The sequence below is a fragment of the Nostoc sp. genome, from assembly GCF_036916985.1.
GTDB lineage: Bacteria > Cyanobacteriota > Cyanobacteriia > Cyanobacteriales > Nostocaceae > Nostoc.
This window is the reverse complement of record NZ_JBALFD010000021.1, coordinates 40,052-61,264: the sequence shown is the minus strand read 5'-3', so window position 1 is coordinate 61,264 and position 21,213 is coordinate 40,052. Positions and strand designations below refer to the sequence as shown.

The 21,213-nt window shown below is 41.6% G+C and carries 18 protein-coding genes and 1 pseudogene; 7 read left to right on the top strand and 12 right to left on the bottom strand.

What is annotated here, in order from left to right; translation table 11 throughout:
- Positions 1-6 precede the first annotated feature (6 nt).
- Together sppA and V7L07_RS08230 are read left to right on the top strand one after the other, a co-directional pair.
- The gene (gene sppA, locus V7L07_RS08235) at positions 7-1,842 is read left to right on the top strand and encodes a signal peptide peptidase SppA (protein WP_335056730.1); all 1,836 of its coding nucleotides are present in this window, start codon (positions 7-9) and stop codon (positions 1,840-1,842) included.
- 105 nt (positions 1,843-1,947) lie between these two features.
- On the top strand, positions 1,948-2,583 hold the full coding sequence (locus V7L07_RS08230) for a glutathione S-transferase family protein (protein WP_335056728.1): 636 nt from the start codon (positions 1,948-1,950) through the stop codon (positions 2,581-2,583).
- Positions 2,584-2,633: 50 nt separating this feature from the next.
- On the opposite strand, the gene aat is transcribed toward V7L07_RS08230, so the two are convergent.
- Positions 2,634-3,209: a leucyl/phenylalanyl-tRNA--protein transferase gene (aat, locus tag V7L07_RS08225; protein ID WP_335056726.1), complete on the bottom strand. Its 576-nt coding sequence runs from the start codon at positions 3,207-3,209 to the stop codon at positions 2,634-2,636.
- 101 nt (positions 3,210-3,310) lie between these two features.
- Here aat and V7L07_RS08220 point away from each other — a divergent pair, with 101 nt between their 5' ends.
- Positions 3,311-3,640, top strand: coding sequence for a hypothetical protein (locus V7L07_RS08220; protein WP_012410384.1), 330 nt, complete (start codon positions 3,311-3,313; stop codon positions 3,638-3,640).
- An 85-nt stretch (positions 3,641-3,725) separates the two neighbouring features.
- Here V7L07_RS08220 and rpsN read toward each other — a convergent pair whose 3' ends face one another.
- From rpsN to V7L07_RS08190, 6 genes are all read right to left on the bottom strand, one after another.
- On the bottom strand, positions 3,726-4,028 hold the full coding sequence (gene rpsN / locus V7L07_RS08215; RefSeq protein WP_012410383.1) for a 30S ribosomal protein S14: 303 nt from the start codon (positions 4,026-4,028) through the stop codon (positions 3,726-3,728).
- Between the two features lie 77 nt (positions 4,029-4,105).
- Complete coding sequence (gene nth, locus V7L07_RS08210) at positions 4,106-4,777, bottom strand: endonuclease III (RefSeq protein WP_335056724.1); 672 nt, start codon at positions 4,775-4,777, stop codon at positions 4,106-4,108.
- A 23-nt stretch (positions 4,778-4,800) separates the two neighbouring features.
- Positions 4,801-5,901 (bottom strand): RIP metalloprotease RseP, encoded by a 1,101-nt coding sequence (rseP, locus tag V7L07_RS08205; protein WP_335056722.1) that lies wholly within the window; start codon positions 5,899-5,901, stop codon positions 4,801-4,803.
- Positions 5,902-6,049: 148 nt separating this feature from the next.
- Positions 6,050-7,330: a serine--tRNA ligase gene (serS, locus tag V7L07_RS08200; RefSeq protein WP_335056720.1), complete on the bottom strand. Its 1,281-nt coding sequence runs from the start codon at positions 7,328-7,330 to the stop codon at positions 6,050-6,052.
- Between the two features lie 194 nt (positions 7,331-7,524).
- The gene (locus tag V7L07_RS08195; RefSeq protein ID WP_335056718.1) at positions 7,525-7,842 is read right to left on the bottom strand and encodes a hypothetical protein; all 318 of its coding nucleotides are present in this window, start codon (positions 7,840-7,842) and stop codon (positions 7,525-7,527) included.
- A 195-nt stretch (positions 7,843-8,037) separates the two neighbouring features.
- Positions 8,038-8,616 (bottom strand): DUF3611 family protein, encoded by a 579-nt coding sequence (locus V7L07_RS08190; protein WP_335056752.1) that lies wholly within the window; start codon positions 8,614-8,616, stop codon positions 8,038-8,040.
- An 806-nt stretch (positions 8,617-9,422) separates the two neighbouring features.
- On the opposite strand from V7L07_RS08190, the gene V7L07_RS08185 reads away from it, so the two are divergent.
- Together V7L07_RS08185 and V7L07_RS08180 are read left to right on the top strand one after the other, a co-directional pair.
- Positions 9,423-9,770: a PadR family transcriptional regulator gene (locus V7L07_RS08185; RefSeq protein ID WP_334711490.1), complete on the top strand. Its 348-nt coding sequence runs from the start codon at positions 9,423-9,425 to the stop codon at positions 9,768-9,770.
- A gap of 142 nt (positions 9,771-9,912) precedes the next feature.
- A complete protein-coding gene (locus tag V7L07_RS08180; protein ID WP_335056715.1) occupies positions 9,913-10,443 on the top strand; it encodes a cofactor assembly of complex C subunit B in 531 nt (176 codons plus the stop codon).
- A 449-nt stretch (positions 10,444-10,892) separates the two neighbouring features.
- On the opposite strand, the gene V7L07_RS08175 is transcribed toward V7L07_RS08180, so the two are convergent.
- On the bottom strand, positions 10,893-11,210 hold the full coding sequence (locus V7L07_RS08175) for a DUF3155 domain-containing protein (RefSeq protein WP_099100497.1): 318 nt from the start codon (positions 11,208-11,210) through the stop codon (positions 10,893-10,895).
- A 285-nt stretch (positions 11,211-11,495) separates the two neighbouring features.
- Between V7L07_RS08175 and V7L07_RS08170 the strand changes: the two genes are divergently transcribed.
- Positions 11,496-12,845, top strand: a complete 1,350-nt coding sequence (locus tag V7L07_RS08170) for a GAF domain-containing sensor histidine kinase (RefSeq protein WP_335056713.1) — start codon at positions 11,496-11,498, stop codon at positions 12,843-12,845.
- A 73-nt stretch (positions 12,846-12,918) separates the two neighbouring features.
- On the opposite strand, the gene V7L07_RS08165 is transcribed toward V7L07_RS08170, so the two are convergent.
- The 4 genes and pseudogenes from V7L07_RS08165 to V7L07_RS08150 all read right to left on the bottom strand — a co-directional run bounded on the left by V7L07_RS08165 (position 12,919) and on the right by V7L07_RS08150 (position 20,535).
- Entirely contained in the window at positions 12,919-14,160 is a 1,242-nt protein-coding gene (locus V7L07_RS08165; protein WP_335056711.1) for an S-layer homology domain-containing protein, read from the bottom strand.
- Positions 14,161-14,587: 427 nt separating this feature from the next.
- Positions 14,588-15,229, bottom strand: a pseudogene (locus V7L07_RS08160) (S-layer homology domain-containing protein); the annotation flags it as partial.
- A gap of 1,654 nt (positions 15,230-16,883) precedes the next feature.
- Positions 16,884-17,603 (bottom strand): conjugal transfer protein TrbI, encoded by a 720-nt coding sequence (locus V7L07_RS08155; RefSeq protein WP_335056709.1) that lies wholly within the window; start codon positions 17,601-17,603, stop codon positions 16,884-16,886.
- A 397-nt stretch (positions 17,604-18,000) separates the two neighbouring features.
- Positions 18,001-20,535, bottom strand: coding sequence for an NACHT domain-containing NTPase (locus V7L07_RS08150; protein ID WP_335056707.1), 2,535 nt, complete (start codon positions 20,533-20,535; stop codon positions 18,001-18,003).
- A gap of 162 nt (positions 20,536-20,697) precedes the next feature.
- Between V7L07_RS08150 and V7L07_RS08145 the strand changes: the two genes are divergently transcribed.
- The gene (locus tag V7L07_RS08145; protein ID WP_335056705.1) at positions 20,698-20,886 is read left to right on the top strand and encodes a hypothetical protein; all 189 of its coding nucleotides are present in this window, start codon (positions 20,698-20,700) and stop codon (positions 20,884-20,886) included.
- The last annotated feature ends 327 nt before the right edge of the window (positions 20,887-21,213 follow it).

Here is a 21,213-nt window from a genome sequence, read left to right as displayed (position 1 = left end):
TAACTAATGCGTAATTTTATCAAACAAACTTTTGCTAGTGTAGTTGGCACTTTACTAGGACTAATTATTTTCGGTGGTTTAGGAACCACTGGACTTTTCTTGCTGATATTGGCTGCTAGTTCCTCTAAAGATACTGGGCCAAATGTGAAAGATAAGTCAGTGCTAGTTTTTGACTTGTCAATGAAAATTACTGATAGCGAACCTAGTTCGAGTGAACTGTTTCAAAACACGATATCAGGTGTAGAGGACGATAGAATAGCACTCCGTAAAGTTTTGGAAACTTTAGAAAAGGCGCGGCGCGATCCGCGAATTGTCGGAATCTATCTGGATGCAACAAACGCAAGCCAAGGTGGTAACGTCGGCTATGCCTCCCTGAAAGAAATTCGGAAAGCCCTGGAAGAGTTTCGCGCTGCGGGGAAAAAGGTTGTGGCCTATGGCAGTGATTGGAGTGAAAAGGAATATTACGTTAGTTCAGTGGCGGATTCGATCATACTTAATCCTCTGGGAATGATGGAAGTCAACGGTTTGAGTTCACAACCAATGTTCTTAGCAGGAGCATTACAAAAGTATGGCATTGGTGTTCAAGTCGTGCGGGTAGGGAAATTTAAAGGAGCCGTTGAGCCGTTTATCCTCAACAAGTTGAGTCCAGCAAACCGCGAACAAACTCAGAAATTGTTGGATGATGTTTGGGGAGAGTGGCGCACTGCTGTAGGCGCAAGTCGAAAAATTGAACCTAACCAGTTACAGGCAATCGCAGATAATCAGGCGCTACTAGAAGCCACACAAGCCAAAACTAGCGGTTTAGTCGATCAAGTACAATACCCCGATGAAGTGGTAGCAGACCTGAAAAAGTTGACAGATAGCGATAAAGATGACAAAACATTCCGACAAATTAGCCTAAATAGCTACGCACAAGTTTCAGGTAAATCTTTGGGTGTAGAACGTAGCTCCAAAAATCAAATAGCCGTGGTTTATGCTGAGGGTGAAATTGTCGATGGTAAAGGTGATGATGGACAAGTAGGAGGCGATCGCTTTGCCAAAATCTTCAACAAACTACGACAAGATAAGGATGTGAAGGCTGTTGTCTTACGAATTAACAGTCCTGGTGGTAGTGCTACCGCAGCCGAAGTCATGCAGCGAGAAGTGAAATTAACTCGTGAGGTCAAACCAGTTGTAGTATCAATGGGTGATGTCGCTGCCTCTGGTGGTTATTGGATTGCTAGCGACTCAAATCGCATTTTTGCAGAACCAAATACCATTACAGGTTCCATAGGGGTGTTTGGGATGCTATTTAATGGGCAAAAGCTGGCTAACGATAATGGTATTACTTGGGATTCAGTGAAAACCGGACGTTATGCTGATAGTCAAACAGTTTCACGTCCGAAATCGCCTCAAGAGTTGGAACTTTATCAGCGCAGTGTTAACCGGATTTATAGTATGTTTCTGAATAAAGTTTCTCAAGGTCGTAAACTCCCAGAACAAAAAGTAGCAGAAATTGCCCAAGGACGGGTTTGGTCGGGTGAAGCGGCCAAAGAAATTGGTTTAGTGGATGAAATTGGTGGTTTGAATACTGCGATCGCATACACTGCCAAGCAGGCGAAACTAGGAGAAGACTGGGAAGTGCAAGAATATCCTCGCACTAGCAGTTTTGGAGAACGCTTTTTTGGGCGTGCAACAGAAGACGCGCGGACTGCTTTAGGGATTGAGTCGGCGAAACTCAAATCAGCCAATCCCATCACCACTGAATTCCAAAAATTACAACAGGAAATAGAGACTCTGCAAAAGATGAACGATCCACAAGGAATTTACGCCCGCTTGCCTTTCAACTTAAAGATTGATTAGATGCTTTGTCTTCATAGAAGAGTCGCCCAGAAGCCTACACTGACTGAGTACAGTACAGTGTAGGAACAGTCAAAGAACAATAAGCTACCAAGAGAGAAACGTTTTATGATAGTTGTGCATCATCTTAACAACTCGCGATCGCAGCGTGTTCTATGGCTGCTCGAAGAATTAGGTATCGAATACGAGATCAAGTTCTATGAACGCGATGCAAAGACGATGCTGGCACCAGAATCGCTGCGCCAAGTTCATCCCCTCGGCAAGTCACCAGTGATTACAGATGCAGACTTGACAATTGCTGAATCGGGGGCGATCGTCGAATACCTAATCGATTGCTACGGTAATGGTCGGCTAGTCCCAGCATCGGGTACGCCGGAGTATCTGCGCTATAAGTATTGGCTGCATTACGCCGAAGGCTCGGCAATGCCCCTGCTAGTGATGCAGTTGGTATTGAACAATTTCGGAGCAGGAGACAGCAGTGTGGTTAGCGGATTCGTCGCACCCCAGATCAAACTTCACTTTGACTATATAGAAAGCGAACTTCGTAAAAATACGTGGTTTGCGGGTGAAGAATTTACCGCCGCCGATATCCAAATGAGCTTTCCTTTGGAAGTAATCGCTATGCAGCCCAAAGAAGTCGAGAGCCGGCCAAAGCTGAAAGAATTTATCGAGCGCATTCAGACGCGACCTGCTTACAAACGCGCCCTTGAGCGTGGAGGTAAATACGACTTCTCCTCTCAATAATTTGGGAAAATAACAACAAGGGTAGAGTATTCTGAATTCTGACTCCTATTTTATACTAAGTTACAAGCACGTTGTAACGCTTGCTGAAGTAGCATTTGATATTCTTTATCCTCAACCCGATAAGCACCAAATCTTTCCAAATGGGGATTCATCATTTGGGCATCAAAAAACACAAATTTCCTCTGACGCAATCTTTCTACCAACTTTACCATCGCCACCTTTGAACCTTCGGGAATGCGGTAGAACATCGACTCACCAATGAAAGCGCCACCAATGACAATCCCTAAAATTCCCCCGGCTAGTTCGTCACCCTGCCAAGTTTCAAAACTATAAGCATAACCATTCTGGTAAAGTAGCGAATAAATCTCTCGTAATTCCGGTGAAATCCAAGTTGTCTCTCTGTCAGCACAGCCAGCCACCACAGCTTGAAAATCCCGATTAATATCCACCGTAAACCGTTCTTGATTGATGACGCGCTGCAAAGACTTGGGGTAGCGAAACCGTTCATCCAAAGGAATCAAAGTCCGATCGCGACTTCCGTACCAACTCAAGCGATCGCGTTCATCAGCCATGAGAAAATAGCCTTGTGCATAGCCCTCAACAATAGCGGCGATATCATATTGCATAAATAAATATAAAAAAACACTCTTAGAAACGCAATTTGATGCTAAGAGTCAACCTCAGCGTTCCTCAGCGTTTCCCTCCGCGTCCTTCTGCGTTAAAAAAAATGACTCAACCAATCCCACCCATCACCCTACCACCACCTGAAAACCCCCTGCTCGAAGGTGAATGGTTACGAGAACGCTTACAAAGGTGGCTAGATACAGAATTTATCCCCGAAGCAGTCAACCAAAATATTGCCCAACGAGCCGCACAGATTTTTGTGCGTCAACGGATGGAAGGAGAAAACGATCTTGGTTCTCTGGTAATTGCCATTGTCACAGAGATGCAGTCCTATGATTTTTCTAATAGCTTCTACGGAGAGTTTGCGATCGCCAACGCCGTCAGCGATCTACTCTTAGAAAGTCTGGGAATTGATAAGTGTTGTGGTCAATAACAGTTAAGAGTTAGAAGTTAAGAGTTAGGAGTTAGGTTTGTCTCCATTAATAACTCATCACTCATAACTCATCACTCATAACTTTTTACCAACTAGACTTAACAACTCCAGGCAAAAGACCCTCATGTGCCCATTCCCGCAGCACGTTCCGAGACAACCCAAAATCGCGGTAAACGCCTCTAGAACGACCAGTCAACCAGCAACGGTTGCGGTGGCGGGTGGGCGCACTATTCCGGGGTAGCTGTTGAATCTTCCGGTGGATTTCTAGCTTATCCAAAGGAGATGCTGCACTTCTGAACTCTTCCAAAAGAGCTTCCCGCTTGTCAGCATACTTTTCTATCAACCTGGTGCGCTTTTTTTCGCGCTCAATCATGCTCTTTTTAGCCATATATTCTCTAACTTAATTTAAAGACACCGTTTTCCATTCTACAATCTCTCCATCAATTCTGGGGTTACTTGTGTCGCTTATCCTACAACCACTGGCTGATTCGCAGCAGGACATAAATCAGCAAGCTCACAAGCAACGCAGATGGGAGAGCGGGCTTTACAAATAGCACGACCATGATAAATTAGCCGAATTGACCAATTTTCCCAATCAGGCTGCGGCAATAAACCCATTAAATCTTGCTCAATCCGAACGGGGTCTGTATGTTCAGTTAAACCCAAACGTCCGCTGAGGCGCTTGACGTGAGTATCTACTGTCACGCCAGCGTTAATGCCATAAGCATGAGCCAAGACTACATTTGCTGTCTTCCGCGCCACACCAGGAAGCTTTAACAACTGTTCCATTTGGTTGGGGACAACAGAGTTAAACTCACTTACAATCATCCGACAGGCGGCTTGAATGTTTTTAGCTTTATTGTGATAAAACCCTGTGGAACGCACCAAACTTTCTAATTCTACCAAGTCAGCGATCGCCAAACTCTCAGCATCAGGAAACTTACCAAATAAAGCTGGTGTCACTTTATTTACCCGCTCATCAGTACACTGAGCCGAGAGAATCGTTGCCACCAAAAGTTGTACTGGCGTTGAGTAGTTCAGAGAGCAAGTAGCATCTGGATAAAGACGCTTCAAACGAGCTAAAATTTCTAGCGATCGCTTCTTTAAAGGTAAAAGTTTCTTTTCCCTACTCCCCACTCCCTACTCCCCACTCCCTATTTTTACTGGAACAATTTTTGTACCCACTCCAATTGACTAGTTAATTGAGTGGTTTCTTTGACAATCAGAAAAATTCCTAAGCCTAAGAGTAACACCAAACCGGTTTGCATTACACCTTCTTGAATCCGGGCGGGTACAGGCTTACCGCGCAAACCTTCAATCAGCAGAAAAGCGAGTTGTCCGCCATCCAGAGCAGGTAAAGGCAAAATATTGATAATAGCCAAGTTAATGCTGATAATCGCCGCAAAAGACAACAGATTTACACTATTATCCTCAGCTAATTTCGCACCTATTTTGACGATATTAACTGGACCAGAGACTTGTCCAGCAGTTTGTTGAAAGTTGGTAATTAACTGACCAAAACCGCTGAGTGTCCCAACAAATAATTGTTGAAATCTATTAGCAGCAAGACCGAAAATTTCAAAAGGACTATTAGGGCGGCGATAAATTGCTGTAGCATTTGGACTGAGTGCCACACCAACTACGCCTTTGCCATCGGCTCCCAGTTTCGGCGTTAATTTCAGGGTTTGTTGTTGTTTCTCACGCAGAATTTTCAGTTCGATTTGCTGATTGGGATGAGTTTGAATTTCTTTTGTCAGCAAAGGAGTTGATTTATCAGAAGCCGGGAGTTCTTGACCGTTAACAGCCAGAATAATATCTCCTTCCCGAATTCCTGCTTGATAGGCAACAGATTCTTGATTAACAGGCTGTACAAGGACACCAGCTTGATAGGTTAATTCCTTGGGAATGCCGACAATACCCAATTGCAGAGCCAACACCAAGTAAGCAAATATTAGATTGGCAATTACTCCGGCACTGATAACTATCGCTCGGTCTAAAACTGGACGGTTACGCAGTAGATTTGGGTCATTGGGTGGAACATCGCTATCGGGGTCATCATCGGGAAAGCCCACAAAGCCGCCCAAGGGAAAAGCGCGGATAGCATATTCGGTTTGTGAACCTTGGTACTTCAAAAGAACTGGGCCAAAACCCAAAGAAAAACGGTTAACGAGAATGCCTTGAGAACGGGCTGCAACAAAATGTCCCAACTCGTGTACCAAGATCAAAACAGCCAAGACTGCGATCGCTGCTAAAACTGACATAGAGTAAATTAGTGAAGATATTAAGCTATAGTTATCTCCATTCTAATTGGGCATTGGGCATTGGGGAGGCAGTGCGGTCTTGGGGTCTCTCCAAGTGGAGCAACTGCTGTCATGGGGCATGGGGCATTGGTAAAAGACTAATGAAAAATTATAAAACTTCACGTCCCAAGTAAGGTTGCAATACTTCTGGTATCTTCACCGTTCCATCAGATTGTTGATAATTTTCCAAAATTGCTGCCATCGTCCTTCCCACCGCCAAACCCGAACCATTCAGAGTGTGTACGAACTGAGTACCTTTCTTCCCCGCCTCTTTGAAGCGAATATCAGCCCGTCGCGCCTGGAAATCTATAGTATTGGAACAGCTAGAAATTTCGCGGTATTTGCCAGAAGAGGGCAACCAAACCTCTAAGTCATAAGTTTTGGTAGAGGCAAATCCCAAATCTCCAGTACTTAAATTTACTACTCGATAAGGCAACCGTAAAGCCTGTAAAATTGCTTCTGCATTCCCCACCAATTTCTCCAGTTCATCAAAAGAGGTGCTGGGTTCGACAAACTTCACCATTTCCACCTTATTAAACTGATGCAGGCGAATTAATCCCCGCATATCGCGCCCATAACTACCAGCTTCGCGGCGAAAACAGGGAGTAAAAGCACAATGGTAAATAGGCAAATCTTCAGCAGCGAGAATTTCACCTCGGTAGAGATTTGTAACTGGAACTTCAGCTGTCGGAATCAGCCACAAGTCATCATCAGCGCATTTAAAGCTTTCTTCCGCAAACTTAGGTAATTGACCGGTCGCCGTCAAAGACTCAGTATTCACTAACAACGGCGGACTGACTTCCACATACCCAGCTTGAGTATGGAGACTCAGCATAAATTGAATTAATGCCCTCTCCAATGCCGCACCAGCGCCTATCAATGTCACAAAGCGACTTTGGGCAACTTTTACAGCTCGTTCGACATTGAGAATACCCAGCTTTTCGCCAATTTCCCAGTGAGGGAGAATATTCGGATTTTGGGGAATGTATTCATCACCCCAACGGCGCACTTCTACATTATCTTCCTCATTCTTACCAAGGGGTGTAGAGTCGCTTGGCAAGTTGGGAAGTGCCAACACAAGTTGGTGAATTTCAGCTTTGAGTTCTTTTTCTTGGGGTTCCAGTTGACTCAACGTCGCTTTAACAGAGTTACCTTCATACCGCAAAGCTTGAATTTCTGGGTCTTGAGGATTAATCCCAGATTTAATTTTCTGCCCGACAATTTTACCAATTTCGTTGCTACGGGCTTGCAGTTGACTACGCGTCCCCTCAAGTTCCCGTTGTTGCCGATCTAACAGTAATATCGGTTCGATGTCGTATTTACCACTACGACTATTCAATCTTTCTTGAACGAATTGCGGATTTTCCCGTATTTGCTTGATATCCAGCACAGATTTTTCTCAGTTTTTAGCCTATTATCTTTTTGTCAATTACAGTTAACACATAAGCATCCAGCATATAGTAATTTCGGTTTGCTGTGACTGGGAAAACAAAGTTTTTTAGAAAAATCAGTCTTAACCTATTATCAAAATTTTACTCTAGCATCACTCCCAGGGCTACGAAAGCAGATAATGCATTCAACCAATCATGGACTAGTATTTGAAGTCACTGTCGTTTCAGCAACCTGAGCTAGAATCTGACCATTGCCATTAGCGTTTTCAGTTGCGGCAAAAGTCTTTTGAGTAATATTCGGTGGTTCCTTCTCGTCTCTATTTTGCCCAGGTGAAGGTAGCCAGTAGGCAAGTACACTTGATAAACCACCCCAGTAAAGCGCAATATTCTTCTCATCCCCTGGTGAACCAAGTTTGAAAATGCACAGTCCCAGTACGATGCTACTAAAGAAAACCTGTACGCCAAATCTCCAAGCTTCTTGATTAAATTTCCGTCCTAGTTGATTTTTCATAGTGTAAGACTTCCAAAAAAGATGTTTATCATCCCTGTGCCACTTTTTAGCAGGATGTTTTTTTCAAATAATCTATAGTTGTCTTCACACCTTGGGCTATATGTTACGGAAAAGTAGAATAGGATTACGCAATTAATTTGCTAAATAAAAAAAGATAAGGGGAAATTATTTACTCTCCCCGACTCCCCACTTGTATTAAGGTCGGTTAATCCGATTGAGTAACCAAAGTGACGCCACCAGCCCTGCAAAGTGCGCTGAGACGGTGTTGGTGTTTGCCTGTACCACAAGCATATCTAGACCGCTAATAATTCGGGTAGGGTCAAAAAATTGGGTAGTTATCGCTTGCGGAGAGATGGATCTTGCTACCAGTGTGCCAACGATCGCTTGCGCCCCCAAAAGAGTCACTAGCGTTCCCCCTAAATTCACCCACACCCCTAAGCGTAATACTTGCACAGTCTCGCTTTTCCGAGGGCGGTTGCTGGGATTGGAAGATTCCAATTGCTTGCCAATTCTAGTGTAACGGTAAGCTAAATAAATCCCCCCACCCAAAACAACCAATCCACAAATTGCTAAAAATACACCAAAGCCAGTCCCAGGATTATTACTAGGACTGCCAGTTTTTTGATTGAAGACGGCGAACAGCAGCACAATTATGCTAGAAACAACGCCTAGCACTAGCTGAATCCAGAAGCTAATCCAACCTGTAAGGCGAAAAGTTTGGGCAATTGCCCTAAGAGTTGAGGAAGATGATGGGGCATCGGGAGTTTGTGACATAGTACCAATGTGCTGCGCTTGATTAAGGGACAAGGGGAAACGGTGACGTGGGGACATAGAGAATTCTTTCCTCGTGTCCTCGCTTTTCCCTATCTTCTTTCTGACTTTTCACGGTATTTAGAAAACCTCTCTTCTATTTCTCTCTGCTTAAAGGAGAGAGACTTTGAATTTTCCCCCCTTCCCGAAGCGGGAAGGGGGTTAGGGGGTTAGGTTTTCGTGGGCTTTTCCACATAACTTGAAAAGTCAGGTTTTTCCCCCGCCTTTGAGTCTTCTTTAGATAAATTTACTATCACACTTGCCACAAGAGACAAGAGATTCTCTTGTCGAGGAAACCAGCAATGGTTGCTACTTAAGTGTTTTCACTGGCGTAGCAGCTTTAACCCAGACATATCCCTTAGCGTAAGCTTTGATAATCCGCACTGGGAAAATTACTGTAAAACAAAGTGTTTATTAACATTTACAGACAAAATAGCATTTTACCTGTAAAATTTCTTCGATGGCATTTTATTGCTTAAGCGGTTCTAACCACTTTGGCATCACTTAACACCAAGATAGTGACTTCGCCACTGTCTGTTCGCTCCTCAACACACTGTATCGAGCTTAGGTAGGGATACATTATTTTGTACCCCTAAAGCTCGCAAACTCTTCCCACAACTTCACAGACGTGGGTGATGATTTGGTGTTTACGCAATGGATATCTAGTCTAAGTAGCTTTATATGTATTACTCACTTAGCAGTAGCACTGTATACTGACTACAAGGATTGTAGACCTTACCCTAAGGTATTTTTTTAGCCATTCACTAACCATGAAACTTGAGGATATATATCAATTTTTTGAGAATCCTCCGCCAACTTACCTTTGTCAGGAACTAGCAGTTTGTTACATACTGTCTGTTTTATTACAAGGTGAATCCTACGGAACCGAGTTGATCGAGCAATTAGAAACTGAGTATCCCATCTATCGGCTTTCAGATACCGTACTTTATAGTGCAATCAAATTTCTGGAAGACCAAGGGGCAATCACTGGATATTGGAAGAAACTCGAAGGACGGGGACGCCCCAGGCGGATGTACCAAGTTTCTCCCGAATGGCAAGTTCAAGCTCAGGATTTAGCTTTTCTGTGGCAACACTACATTAATGGGAGGACAAAGTAATAGGATTTTAGATTTTTGATTGTGGAAGAGTCGCTGGTAATCGCTTTTTGGCGCTCTACTTTGTCGCAATCATTGTTCAAATTGGTATAACGAATAATTGATAATGAATAAGTCTCCTCCAGTCAAACATTAACAATTCGTTATGGATACTGCTATTCTGCCATCTACGTTCCTGCTAACCTTGTTGTTATCGGTTGGGCTGTTTTTCTTTATTCGTGCCTCGACTAAAGACCGCACAGAAATAGTGCAACTGGTATCTGAGCAAGACGAAGTTGCTTTAATGTCTCAATTAAAAGAGTATTTTCGATCGCGGTCTTACCGAGTGGCAGCGGTAGACCGAGAACAAAACCAAGTGACTTTTGAAGGTTTTGTTCGCCCCAGTTGGTTCTTAGCTATATTCCTAACTTTACTCGCAGCTACCGGGATTGTTTGTCTATCTCTGGTTGTATACCTGCTTTTTCCTCGCCTGAGTACCGTCGTTCTGGCTATGGTTATGCTGTCGCCTTTAAGTGGTCTATTTTATTGGAAAAAGTCTGGAAGACTTGAGAAGGTGTCGCTCAAAGTAGAAACAACTCAGAGCGAACAAACCTCCTCAAGTAGGATCACCGTAGTTGCCCATCGAGATGAACTCAGTGAGTTGCAAAGGACTCTACAGCTAAAGCCTGGGAAATAATTGTTGATTTTCGTGACCATCTTTTAACTATGATATGCAGACTTCTGACCTGACCTACTCTTTAGGCAATGGAAAGTAGGAAGGAGGAAATCAAGACTAGTGCTTTGTCAGTTTTCCCCGCGACTTGTGTCGTGGGGAAAAAATTTAAATTCATTAACTTAAATTCATTGACAGAGCTTTCTCAATATCTACGGCATAAGAGCGCAACTTCACTAGCACTTTTAGACGCGCCTGGCTCCATACCAACTCCCTTCTGCATTATCAAAATAGTATCAACCCATGCAATCTAGCGTGGTTTGAGACAGGTTTACTTTCCAACTACCTGGACTAGATTTACTGGCAATCAGCTACAAACTAAAAAAAAATTAAATTTTGCATAAACTTAGCAATTTTGCCAGTTAATGATAGTCAGGAGCCACATTCAATGCCTAAGATGACCATTTATAGGTTCACCTACCAGCTAAAGCAAGAGGTTCCTGACCTGGCGAAGGTTCTAACACCCTCAAACTAGGAAACAAGAAATGGTTTTCCTCTACGTATTGAGCACCAAACAGTCCCTTTTCTGCCCAGAAATAACGATCTGTAGTGTGTTCATTGCGCTTTACGAGTAGCAACGCTGGTGGCAAAATCCCTTCAGCTTGAATGAATCTTCTCGCTGCTGTCACAGGCTTTTCTTCGCCACTTTCGATGCTATATTGAGGCACGTGTTCCAAAATGCGCCGTCCTTCCTGACGACGACGACTCTTCCTTTTGCGTCTCCTTGCCAATCTATTGTCCTCCTCTTTCAAGCTATAGATTGTAGTGATAGCTACAAAATCCGTCGTCATTATATAGGTTCTAGTTCAGAATATCAATAGTTTTTAACCTTTTAATATAAGAAAGTTAATATCTTTGAAGATAGACAAAACAAAATCACCTAAGAATATAATCCCTTAGTAGAAACCATCTCTAAGAAAATTTTAGTTAAGCTTTATTAAATGAGTGAGGTAAAAATTAAGTATCCTCTCTTACATCATGCCTCAAAATCTATAATCTTGAGCAAGAGCTAAAAAATGTTAATGTCTGCCAGTTCCGATTTTCTTGCTCTGTGTCGAGAGCAAATAGCACTGCTAACCCAAGGGCTGGGAGCAACTTTAAGTATTGTGTACTTAACACAAGAATTGGTAGAGACTCCTTCTGGTGATGCAAAACTTATTCCTGTGGTAATTTACCCCGAAACAGCATTATTACCAGGGGAGGAGACTGCTGAAGCGACGGCATACAAGCAACTTCAAGTTGGAAATGTGTTTGTATTACCCAATCATCACCGAAGGTTATTGACAACAGGTTTAGAATCTCCAAATTCGTCACGGGAGTCTGAGATACCAGATGCGTCTCAACCCGATCTAAAAGAGGAATACCTACTTAGTGGCAACCAAATTGTTTTACCTCTGGTCTATGAGGGTGTGATGATGGGGTTACTAGTGACAGGTAGAAAAGATCGGGCATGGAATGAACATGAGCAAAGTCAGATTCAACGGATAGCCCAAACATTAGCGATCGCATGTATTTTAGATCAGAGACGAGCCTGGTTTGAGCAGCAGTTACATGAGCAACAAATTCTTCAAGAAAAACAGCGGGATTTGCTAGATAACCTGTTGCATCAGTTTCGTAACCCATTAACGGCGTTGCGGACTTTTGGCAAACTGCTGTTGAAACGACTACGACCAGCAGACGCTAACCGAGATGTGGCAAATAGTATTGTGCGGGAAAGCGATCGCCTCCAAGAATTGCTGCAACAATTTGAGCAAGTAATTGACTTGACAGAGACAGATTTAGCACCACTTCTGACAGAAGATGAAGTATTTGTAGAAGCAACTATTCAAAAAGACGCGAAGCCGCCGCTATTATTGCCGGGAACGGGAGATAAAGCAGTTGACTGCTCACTTACAGATATATTAGAACCATTATTAATATCAGCCAAAGCGATCGCCCAAGAGCGAAAGCTAAAACTCATAACTGAAATTCAACAAAATTCATCCCTAGTACGTGCCAACGTCAAAGCATTACGAGAGGTGTTAACTAATATTATTGATAATGCTTTGAAATACACTCCCACTGGTGGTAAAATTTTGATTCAGGCGGGGCAAAAAAAAGCGAATTTTCAGGGAATAGTGATTAGTGATAATGGCCCTGGAATTCCACCCCAGGATTTAGAACATCTTGGAGAACGGCATTATCGAGGTGTACAAGCGCAAACAGAAATCCCCGGCACAGGTTTGGGGTTAGCGATCGCTAAACAATTAATAGAGCAAATGCAGGGCGAAATCGAGGTTTTCAGCCCTGCAATCAACTCTAAGCTAACTTCACCCAATGCACCGGGAACTACATTTATTATTTGGTTGCCGGAAGTTGGAAAATAGTTAGGAGTTAGGAGTTTGAAATTAAAAACTGGCTTCAATTCATAACTCCTCACTCATAACTCTTCACTCCTAACTATTTTAGTGAAACCAACAAGTTTTGATTGATTGTCATTTGTAAATCGGTATTTGGGTCAATGGCAATTAAGTCAACACTTTTCTTACCGAAGAACAGACCAATCAATGCACCGATACCAGCGCCACCCAAGACTTCTTCTGTGGCAATGGCGCGATCGCCTGTAACAGCAGATACCGCTGCGGCTGCACCTGCGCCTAATACAGTATTTCTGATAATTGCACCAGTACTAGTACCCTTGTTGACGGTTTCAGTTTTGGTAATCACGTCAGAAGTAGCATTAAGCTGATACTCTTGACCATTGGTCAAAACCAGTTTCTCAGCAACGAATTGAGAACCGCCTGTAGCAGGTTTGAGTTGACCAATAACTTGACTACCAGCAGGAATCACTACAGATCCGTCTTGCGTAACCACGTTTTGGGATACTGTCAATGTCAAGGGCGATGTTTCATCTTTGGTAACGAGAATTTTTTCTGCCTTGTCATACTTCACAGGAATAGCAGTCCCTTGGGGAATTGTGACTGATACAGGTGTTGGGGTAGTAGACCCGACAGCTACAACATAAGGCGAGTTAATTGCTGAGGCTTGATTAGAACTAACTAATGCTTGGTAAATAAAAGCAGCTACCTGGGCGCGAGTTGCAGTTGCAGTTGGATTCAGGAACTTCACATTCGGATAGTTCACCACAATTTGCTTTTCGGTTGCCGCTGCGATCGGGCTACGGGCATAGCTAGCGATGCTAGAGGCATCGTTGAAATATTGCAGAGTGCTTTCAGTATTAGCACTGGGGCTATATTGCAGACCGTTAGCGAGGGAAACTAAAACCTGTTCGCGGGGAATAGCTTGGTTAGGCTCAAAGCGATTACCAGGATATCCTGATAAGAAACCAATGGTATAAGCTTGCTGAATGGCACTCGATGCCCAATAGTTGCTAGGCACATCAGCAAAATTGATTGGCTGCCGTTGCTGCGCTTTTTGGAAAGCTTTATTGACCATCGCGGCAAATTGAGCGCGTGTCACTGGTTCTTCTGGGCGGAAGCTACCATCAGGAAATCCGGCAATTACACCTCGCTGTGACAATTGTTGAATAAATTGTCCTGCCCAATAGTTAGATGAAACATCAGAAAAAGTAGTTTGAGCTAAAGATGGCGAAGCTGTCATGAAAGGCGCTACAGTACCGACTGTGACGCTCAAAGCCATAAGTGCAGCTGTTCTAGATTGCCAACGATTTAAGTTAAACATTATTTTTTACTCCAGTTAAATTAGTTTTTTTACTGTTAATTAATTAGACATTTACTAAAGTCTTAGGTTCCATTTTTTTGTGCTTTTTGTAAAAGCCATTACTTTAGTCATACAGTGACAATCTAAAAATCTCCATCAAACGGAGTAGGTAATAGAAGTAGTATCATTACCCGATTATCTCTTTACAGAATTAAATTAGTATTGGGATAAATGTCGATACTTAGTAAAGACGATACAGAGATAGAGTAGTTGCTGAAAAATGGATTTTTTAGGGTTAAAAATTGAGGCGATCGCACACTATATTTAAAGTGGCGATCGCCTATTGAATAACTATCTAAGTCAAGAGATTCTAATTGTGACCTATACAGGTGTTGAAGTAGTAGACCCAACAACCACTGTATACAACGAATTAATTACTGAGTCTTAACACAACATAAGGCGAGTTAATTGCTGAAGCTTGATTAGAACTGACTAATGCTTGGTAGATAAAAGCTGCTACTTGCGCCCGTGTAGCATTTGCAGTTGGCTTCAGTAACTTCACATCAGGATAGTTCACCACAATTTGCTTTTCAGTGGCGGCTGCGATCGGGCTACGGGCATAGCTAGCGATGTTAGAGGCATCGTTGAAATATTGCAGAGTACTTTTGGTATTGCCGCCAGGAGTATATCCCAAACCGTTAGCGAGGGAAACTAAAACCTGTTCGCGGGGAATCGCTTGGTTAGGCTCAAAGCGATTACCAGGATATCCTGATAAGAAACTAATCGCATAGGCTTGCTGAATGGCACTAGATGCCCAATAGTTATTTGGCACATCAGTAAAATTGATTGTCTGCCGTTGCTGTGCTTTTTGGAAAGCTTTATCGACCATCGCAGCAAATTGAGCGCGTGTCACCGGTTCTTCTGGGCGGAAGCTACCATCAGGAAATCCAGCAATTACACCTCGCTGAGATAATTGCTGAATAAATTGTGCTGCCCAATAGTCAGATGAAACATCAGAAAAAGCAGTTTGAGCTAAAGATAGCGGGGAACATCCCACTTTCGTAAGTTTATCTTGTGAAGGATAAGTCACTGGTTCACAAACAAAACTTGCCAACTTAGGCTCTACATCAGTCCGTGTAGGCGGATTTTGTTTATCTAGTTGCGATTTCCAATCACCAGATATTTTTTCTATAGTGGGATGCTTACTTAAAAACTCTGAGTCTGCAACAATATCGTGAGTCCCCTTAACACTGATCTTAGAACTATTTATGTAGATATTATAATCATAAACAACGTTTGTGTTTTTAGTGTTGTTATTAATATCCTTCCCAGGAAAAGCATAGAGAATGTTCCTGAGAATTCTGACATCAGATGATGTATGAGCAAATATTTGCCCCCCTTTAATTTCTGGACTCTGATTATTTAAAACTGCTGTGTTATTTACAATATCAACATGATCGCTGAAAAAGGCATGAATCCCCGATCCACCATTGTTAAATGCCAGATTATTTTGAACTAAAGTACGTCCTTTATATGCACCCAATTTGGGGTTGCCATCATTTCTTGTACTATCGATAATAATGCCATTACCGTCTGTGATCTTTCCAACTGCAATCCAAGGGATGTACATACGATTGTTGTAAGTTTTGTTGTTGGTAACAAACATCTTGTATCCCTGCTTGTTGTCAAAATTCCAATTGCTCAACATCGAAATGCCACTGCAACCATAAACGCTATACCAGGCATTATTGAACACCACGTTATTATCTACTGTCACATAATCCGACTGAATCGCTGAAATACCTGCTCCTCCGCAGTCATGCACTTTGTTGTTGACAATACGGATGTGATGAACATGACCATTAGTTCGTCCATCCACATTTATACAGTTTCCACTTGTCAGCGGATTTTGTTTGTTAGTCTTCTCACTCATCGCATAATCAAGGGTTATATTGGCATTGTTTCCTACTACTTCCAGCCCATTGATCTCGATATACGAAGCTCCACTTGAAATTAGGATACCGTTCCATGTATTGTGCTGAATTTTTGGGAAATGCCCAGGATACGCTTTATACCTAATCCAGGCATTTGCAGTTCCAGAACGTTTAATACTTATTACACTCCCATCTTTGGGTGAATTTGTGTATACTCCGTTCATAATCAAAACTGTATCACCGGGGTTGGTAAGGTCTGCTGCCTTTTGAATTGTCCTAAAGGCGGATGATGTAGAAAGTCCGCTATTTTTGTCGTTTCCACTACCACTAACATAGTATGTTTTCGGTGTTGAATTCGCGCTGATTAGCTCACGACCGGATAAGCTAATTTCCTTGTTAGCGGAAACCTGACGGACATTTTCAGCTAAAGATACTTTTATCCTTTCTCCCTGAGCCAAAATATTTAATACTATGGGAATTGCCAGATATGCGCTTAAACCGAAACCTTGAAGTACCACAATAGAAGGCTCCTTTATCGTCACTACTTAATAAAAGTACCAGGATATTTCGTAAGTTTGAATACTCTTTTGGATAGAGAATACAATAGAGTCAAATTTACTAGCTATCCCATAGCATACTTAAATAAGTATTCCAATAAATATTGATACTAATTAAGACGATATAGAGGTGAAAGAGTTGCTGCTAAATATAATTTTTTCGGGTTAAAAAATGAAAGCGATCGCACACTATAGTTAAAGTGGCGATCGCTGATAAGGGATGATTAAATTCACAACTGGAATGAAGTTAAATCTAGTAGCGAGAACGTGGTACTAAATTCAAGTTAGAATTTAGTGTAAGCCTTAAATCCTGTGCAGGTCTGATGACAAAAGCATTTACTTCTTTTTTCCTCAATAGTACACTAGCACCCGCACCCGCAGCCGCACCAATAACAGGTTTTAAATCGTCAATTCTGTTGTTACCAGTAATTAGTGAACCTAAAAGACCAGCACCCCCACCAATAGCTGCATCAGTTAAAACCTGACCTGTGCTAGGCCCTTGTGTAACTTTTTGAGTTGTGGTGTATGTCCGAGAAGTTGCATTAATCGACTGACGCTGACCGTTAGAAAATTCTAATTCTTGAGCTACAAACCTTACGCCTTTTCCTTGGTTATCATCTGTATTTCTTGTATCTCTTGAATAACTATCTAAGTCAACAGATTCTAACCGTCCATTAACTTTAGTACCAGCAGGAATTAAGACATTTCTATTTTTGTCGATAATGTCATTGGCTATTCTCAAGGTTATAGATTTACTTTCCCCAGGAGCAATAGTAATTGTCTCTTTTTCGTAGGTGACAGGAAAAGCAACCCCAGAAGGAATGGTCACGTTTCCGTATTGTGCAGTTCTGTTTTGTCCAATGTATTGAGCATTAGCAGGAGCCAAGCTGAATAGGGGGCTAATGGCGCTTGTAGTAACGGCCATTGTCATAAATGCAGCGGTTCCATATTTCCATTGATGTAGGCGAGTCATAAGAGCATTATCCTTTGTGTATGTGATGTATTTAATGACGAGGATTCACTGAGTTTGTTTCTGACTGTTTTTAAACCTGTCTATAGGCGTATTCCGAAGATAAAAGTACTTATATATGATGTGGAGTATCTGCGATCGCAATCACTCTTCAGAATTTTTATCCTGCTAATGTGCGTCACTCCAAATTAGATGCGAGACACTTATAAGACGTAAATGAGTATCATTTTGTTCCAAAATGCTGTTTTACTACTCATGTCCACATATCTAAGCCATTGAATAGAGGCGAATCGGCTGACTGCGAACTCTTACTTTCATTCTAGATTGATTTGCTAGGACTTGGGAAATATTTTCGCTTTTTTAACGAATGATTTACTATCTGTTATATAGGTATTTAAGATTACTGCTGACGCTGTTTAATCTCTGCGATCGGTAATAACAAAGTATCTTCTATTTGCTGTCGCACCTCACGGCTGACATAACAATCGCTATTTAGACAATCTACCAGTAATTTATTGGCATCATGATACTGCTTAAGTAATTCTTTTTGCTTATCGGTGAACTGCCAATCATGACCAATATTACGATGTTTAATCATCACTAATTGTAATTTTTCAGTCCAAGTCTGACTGTTAATTTGCCACCAATGCTTAAATCTCTCCTCGTCAATTTTTGGATCAGGAAGTTGCTCTTGTAGCTCTTGTAGTGTTTGCTCCAACTCAGGCACAAGGGCAAGGTCATGGGCATGCACCAGATCAAGAGCGCATTTATGAGAAAAAGTCAGAGTATTTGAAAGAGCAATGGCACGCTGGTAAGACAAAGCATCTTCCAGTGTATAGCGATAAAGGGAACGCACAAGGGCAAGGGTATGCTCAAGGGCACGAGAAAACGCATCGGTATTAGTATATTTCAGCCGATAATCAAGGGCATTAGCAAGGGCAAATTTCCCGTCATTTGTAAGGTCACGATCAAGCTTAAGATTTCGGTTATCATGAAGGTTAGAAGGAGAAAAAATACGGTTAGTACTTGTGATATGCCAACAGGTAAGGTCAAAATAAAAAGATCGAACTGCTGCTAAATTATAGGGAAACTTAAAAGAAATAGATTTTTGATTTATCCATGTCATAAACTTCTGCAACTTATTATTAATAGCTATAATTCCATCTATTTTCTCTTTTATTAATAGCAATAAATTATCTGCACTTGGTGACATTCCAACTACAAGCAGAAAAACTTCCCGCCAGCTTTTCTCGTTAATGTGGCTAACTAAATTTTGTAAAGCCTCCTCTGAAGACTGTTTCACAAGCACAAAATCTCTAGCAGTAAAATACTCGTGAAATGTCAGATGGGAAAATGAGTAAATTCCTTTAGCCCGTTCTACTAATAACCCATGTTGCGATTCAATGGACTTGAGAACTCTTTCACTGTCCATTTGCAATGCTTCTTGGTCAAGATTAGCATCAGGTAAATTGCGAATATATTCTGTAATATATTGTTCAGCTACTTTCTGCTTAAAGAAATAGTCGCCCTGAGCAAATGTAGTTAGGGCAATTTTGCTGAGTAAATCTTCCTTGCGTTGGACTGATAGTTTTTTATAAACCTGCTCACGCTGAATTCCACGTTTAGCGTCCCATTTTTTCAATAACGCATCTAATCCTTCTTTGTATAATTCAGAACGATTTGCTGGAAAATCCCCTGATTCTTCAAATGCCAAACATAGCAGCGTCAACAGTAATGGACTTGCCGCAAGTTGTTTAATGCGGTTATTTTCTTCGAGACGTTTAATAAAACTCTCTGGTTTGACAGGTTTATCTTTAAACCAGTTAGTTGCAAATGTAGTAATTTGTTCATGTGCAAAATCAGCAACTTCAACCTCTGTAAACTTATCAAAAGTATATTCGTTCGCTGCAATACGGCAAGTAGTTACAAAATAATTTGTATAAAACTTTTGAGGAAATTTTGTCCATAGCCATTTCAGTAATCCACCAGGAAAAGATATATTGTAAATCTTTTGGTATTTATCTGAGTCTTTTTTGAAGTCTTCTGAGTATTTTAAAGAGTCTTTTTTGAACTCTTCAGATAAATAAAAATCGTTAGAAGATTCCCGAATCTGATATATAACTCTACTGTTGTCCTCTTCTCTAACTTCATCTAGTCCATCAAGCAAAACCAATACTCTACCGTGTTTAAATAAATCAGCTACTTGAGTAGTGACTATTCCGCAACTAGAGAATAGCTGACTTATATATTCTAGTAATCCCGGTTTATTTGCAGCTTCAGCAAAATCTTTGAGTGTGATAAAAATTGGCACGCGATTACCTTGAAACTTACCTTCAATACACTGAATTGCTAAATACTTCAAAAATGTGGTTTTACCTGCTCCTGGCTTACCCAAAATCATCAACTTAGGATATTTTTCTACCGCCTCTAGCCCTGGTACTCGTTTTTGAGTAATTCTGCCCAGTCCAAAGCGATCAAAATCTTCGCTAGTACACTGTTGTAATAATTCATCAATTCCTAGTCGTTGTCGTCCAGTGATTTTTTCCAGAATATTGACGCTGGTATAGATGTCATTTAAGCCAATGGGTTGAGTCATATCTAGCACTCGCATTGTGCCGCAGCGCTCTTGAATGAGGGGTTTTATCTTTTCGCGTACTTCGTGGACGATCGCATCAATATCAATGCTGTTGTCTTGATTTACCTCTGCTTCACTGGCTGGTTCAGCGACTATTTCTTCCCACTCTAGGTCTAGCCTGTCGCAAATCTCGACAAAGAGATTGCGGTCAACAGGTTTACCTGTAAAAAATTTTCCGATCGGCTGGCGAGTTACTTCTAACTCTTCAGCTAATGCCTTTTGAGTTAAAGAATAACGAATTAAAGCTTTTTTTGCTTTTTGGATACCTTCTAGAGAACTGCAAAGCGATCGCCCGGACATAAGCTAACCATTAGACTTTTGCTGATTCTAACTACCAATTTGGCAATTCATCCTCATCGCATACACAACTCACTCATATCTCAAACCTGTATTTAAGCCTAGAACAAACACTCACCTGTCAAAGTATGGATGTAATGATTCAAACCATTTAGGAGGGAGTCGATGTTATCCAAGAAATTTCCTTTAAGAGATGAAGTGCTGGCTGTCGTAACGCTAATTATGGTGATTGGTTCTCTCACTCTTGCTGTTATAGATGAGAAGAGTCGCCCTCCATTTCTAGATTTAACCAAATTTGCTGTCGGTACATACATTGGATTGCTGATACCTCGGTCAAAGTCAAGCGATGTCTAGGACGGGTTACGCCTACGCAACTAGCCAATGACAAATTAGATAAGAAAGATCCCGACTGATTTTAAAAGTTAGGGATCTGTAACTTTCAATTCTCACAAATCCCATAAGAATGTTTTCTTCTCAGACAACAGCAAGAAATAACAAAAGCCTCCTGGAGAGTTTCATTTTTCTCCGAAGACAGTAAAACTTTTTCATGCAACAAGAAAAATTCACTCATCATATTGTAAATTTTTGTAAATTTGATGTCTTCAAGACTAGAAACCTGATATCTAGATAGCTAAACTAACAAACAGTGCATCTGTACTGTTAATTATTAAAAGTAGATGT

Bases quoted from the DNA above. Each gene is read 5' to 3' on its own strand.
- rseP (WP_335056722.1), bottom strand. From the start codon at position 5,901: ATGTCAGTTTTAGCAGCGATCGCAGTCTTGGCTGTTTTGATCTTGGTA.
- V7L07_RS08155 (WP_335056709.1), bottom strand. From the start codon at position 17,603: ATGACTCGCCTACATCAATGGAAATATGGAACCGCTGCATTTATGACA.
- V7L07_RS08170 (WP_335056713.1), top strand. From the start codon at position 11,496: ATGTTAATGTCTGCCAGTTCCGATTTTCTTGCTCTGTGTCGAGAGCAA.
- aat (WP_335056726.1), bottom strand. From the start codon at position 3,209: ATGCAATATGATATCGCCGCTATTGTTGAGGGCTATGCACAAGGCTAT.
- V7L07_RS08150 (WP_335056707.1), bottom strand. From the start codon at position 20,535: ATGTCCGGGCGATCGCTTTGCAGTTCTCTAGAAGGTATCCAAAAAGCA.
- sppA (WP_335056730.1), top strand. From the start codon at position 7: ATGCGTAATTTTATCAAACAAACTTTTGCTAGTGTAGTTGGCACTTTA.
- rpsN (WP_012410383.1), bottom strand. From the start codon at position 4,028: ATGGCTAAAAAGAGCATGATTGAGCGCGAAAAAAAGCGCACCAGGTTG.
- V7L07_RS08185 (WP_334711490.1), top strand. From the start codon at position 9,423: ATGAAACTTGAGGATATATATCAATTTTTTGAGAATCCTCCGCCAACT.
- V7L07_RS08190 (WP_335056752.1), bottom strand. From the start codon at position 8,616: ATGTCACAAACTCCCGATGCCCCATCATCTTCCTCAACTCTTAGGGCA.
- V7L07_RS08195 (WP_335056718.1), bottom strand. From the start codon at position 7,842: ATGAAAAATCAACTAGGACGGAAATTTAATCAAGAAGCTTGGAGATTT.
- V7L07_RS08145 (WP_335056705.1), top strand. From the start codon at position 20,698: ATGTTATCCAAGAAATTTCCTTTAAGAGATGAAGTGCTGGCTGTCGTA.
- V7L07_RS08165 (WP_335056711.1), bottom strand. From the start codon at position 14,160: ATGTTTAACTTAAATCGTTGGCAATCTAGAACAGCTGCACTTATGGCT.
- V7L07_RS08230 (WP_335056728.1), top strand. From the start codon at position 1,948: ATGATAGTTGTGCATCATCTTAACAACTCGCGATCGCAGCGTGTTCTA.
- V7L07_RS08180 (WP_335056715.1), top strand. From the start codon at position 9,913: ATGGATACTGCTATTCTGCCATCTACGTTCCTGCTAACCTTGTTGTTA.
- V7L07_RS08220 (WP_012410384.1), top strand. From the start codon at position 3,311: ATGACTCAACCAATCCCACCCATCACCCTACCACCACCTGAAAACCCC.